The sequence below is a fragment of the uncultured Methylobacterium sp. genome, assembly GCF_964244095.1.
Classification (GTDB): Bacteria; Pseudomonadota; Alphaproteobacteria; order Rhizobiales; family Beijerinckiaceae; genus Methylobacterium.
This window is the reverse complement of the sequence record NZ_CAXTHR010000272.1, coordinates 1-2,524: the sequence shown is the minus strand read 5'-3', so window position 1 is coordinate 2,524 and position 2,524 is coordinate 1. Positions and strand designations below refer to the sequence as shown.

Sequence of the window (2,524 nt, the reverse complement as noted above, 5' to 3'; positions counted from 1 at the left end):
GTCGCCTTCGTGATCGGCGCCAACGACGTCACCAACCCGGCCGCCAAGACCGACAAGGCCTCGCCGATCTACGGCATGCCGATCCTCGACGTCGAGCGCGCCAAGACCGTGATCTTCATCAAGCGCGGCATGGGCTCGGGCTATGCCGGCGTCGAGAACGAGGTGTTCTTCCGCGACAACACCATGATGCTGTTCGGCGACGCCAAGAAGGTGGTCGATCAGGTGCTGAAGAACCTCTGATCCGCCATTGATGGACGGACGCGCGGGGCGGGCGGTGATGCCCGCCCCGCTGTCGTTTCCGGAGGACAGCGCGGCATTCGCGATCCGGCTATGATCGCTTCCGTGTCCGCATCCCGCCCCGCATCCCGCGCCTTCCTCGGCGTCGATCGCTCGATCCTCGGCCGCCCCTGGCGCGAGCGTTGCGCCGACCCCGCCGCGCAGGGTTGGGCCGCGACCATGGTCCAGGCGCACGGGTTGCCGGAGCTGCTCGCCCGGGTGCTGGCCGGGCGCGGCGTGCGACCGGACGCGTCGGCGGCGTTCCTCAAGCCGCGCCTGCGCGACCTGATGCCGGACCCGGCCTGCCTCCTCGACATGGAGGTCGCGGCCAGGCGCCTCGCGCGCGCCGTCCGCCGCGGCGAGAGCGTCGCGGTGTTCGGCGACTACGACGTCGACGGGGCGGCGAGCGCGGCGCTGCTCGCCGGCTACCTGCGGGCGCTCGGCGTGCCGACGCACATCCACATCCCCGACCGCATCACCGAGGGCTACGGCCCCAACACCGCCGCGGTCACGGCGCTCGCCGGCGCGGGCGCGACCCTGCTCGTCTGCGTCGATTGCGGCACCTCGGGCCACGGCCCCCTGGAGGAGGCCTCGAAGCTCGGTCTCGACGTGATCGTGCTCGACCACCACGGCGCCCCCGAGGTGCTGCCGCCGGTGCGGGCGCTGGTGAACCCGAACCGCCTCGACGACCTGTCGGGCCTCGGCCATCTCTGCGCCGCCGGCGTGGTCTTCCTGACGCTGGTCGCGCTGGCGCGCACCCTGCGGGCGGAGAACCTGTTCGGCGCGCGGCCCGAACCGTCGCTGACCGACGCCCTCGACCTCGTGGCGCTAGCCACCGTCGCCGACGTCGTGCCGCTGACCGGCCTGAACCGCGCCTTCGTGGTCCAGGGGCTCACCGTGATGCGCGCCCGCGGGCGCCACGGCCTCGCCGCGCTGCTCGACGCCGCGGCGCTGGACGGGCCGCCGGAGGCGTGGCACCTCGGCTACCTGCTCGGGCCGCGCATCAACGCGGGCGGGCGCATCGGCGATGCCGGCCTCGGCGCGCGGCTGCTGACCACCGGCGATCCCGCGGAAGCCGCCCGCATCGCGCTCGAACTCGACCGGCTCAACCGCGAGCGGCAGGCGATCGAGGCGCAGGCCGTGGCGGAGGCCGAGGCCGGGATCGACCATGACCTCGCACGCGATCCGGACCGCCCGGTGCTGGTGGCCGGCAGCGCCGAATGGCACCCCGGCATCGTCGGGCTGATCGCGGCGCGCCTGAAGGAACGCTTCGGCCGCCCGGCCTTCGCCTTCGCGCTCCGGCCCGACGGCACCGCCACGGGCTCCGGCCGCTCGATCCCCGGCGCCGACCTCGGCCACGCCGTGCGCGAGGCCGTCGCCGCCGGCATCGCACGGAAGGGCGGCGGCCACGCCATGGCCGCGGGCGTGACGCTTCCCGGCACCGACCTCGCCCGCTTCGCGGCGTTCCTCACCGAGACCCTCGCGGACGCCGTCGCGCAGGCGCGCGCCGTCGAGGCGCTGCTCGTCGACGGCACCGTCAGCGCCGGCGGAGCCACCGCCGAGAGCGTCCGCCTGATCCAGCGCGCAGGCCCGTTTGGGCAGGGCGCGCCCGAGCCGGTCTTCGCCCTGCCGCGCCACCGCGTCGTCGAGGCCGCCATCGTCGGCCACAGCCATGTCCGGGCCAAGCTGCGCAGCCGCGACGGACAGGCGGTTGGCGCGATCAGCTTCCGCAGCGCGGAAGGGCCGTTGGGTCAGGCGATCCTGTCGGGCATCGGCCGCGAGTTCCACGTGGCCGGCACGCTCGCCTGCGACCGCTGGCGCGGCGCGGAGCGGGCGCAGGTCCGGATCTGCGACCTCGGCCCCGCCGACTGATCCCGTCCCGCCACGCCGGCGTCGTCGTCGCCCGGTGTCCGAACGCCGCCGGCACCGATCCGCCGGCCATGGCGGATGCCGGCCCGCGCCAGGGGCTCGAACGCGTGTCGACGACACGCGAAGGCCGGCTCCGGAGGGCGCCTCGGAACGCCGGGTTGGTCGTCCGTCAAAGGCACTGAGCGCCGTCTCGGGTTCGTGTCGCCAACCCGGGTTCGGAGCCCCGGCGCGCGGTTGACACCCGCTGCCCCCCTCACCATAAGGGCCGCGCGCGGCCCGATGGGTCGTCCTTTGGGGGAATGTCCCGAGCGGCAAAGGGGGCGGACTGTAAATCCGCTGCGTAAGCTTCGTAGGTTCGAGTCCTACTTCCCCCACCAAA

At 74.4% G+C, this 2,524-nt stretch carries 2 protein-coding genes and 1 tRNA gene; all 3 read left to right on the top strand.

Features of this window, described 5'->3' with window-relative positions; genetic code table 11:
- The coding region (locus tag ACFE86_RS22420) for an NAD(P)(+) transhydrogenase (Re/Si-specific) subunit beta (RefSeq protein WP_375457513.1) at window positions 1–240 on the top strand (240 nt) is incomplete at its 5' end.
- Window positions 241–330: 90 nt separating this feature from the next.
- Complete coding sequence (gene recJ, locus ACFE86_RS22415; RefSeq protein ID WP_375457512.1) at window positions 331–2,148, top strand: single-stranded-DNA-specific exonuclease RecJ; 1,818 nt, start codon at window positions 331–333, stop codon at window positions 2,146–2,148.
- Window positions 2,149–2,438: 290 nt separating this feature from the next.
- Window positions 2,439–2,522: transfer RNA gene (locus ACFE86_RS22410), tRNA-Tyr, on the top strand.
- The last annotated feature ends 2 nt before the right edge of the window (window positions 2,523–2,524 follow it).

Excerpts from the sequence above, each read along its gene's own strand:
- recJ (WP_375457512.1), top strand. The coding sequence starts at position 331 with ATGATCGCTTCCGTGTCCGCATCCCGCCCCGCATCCCGCGCCTTCCTC.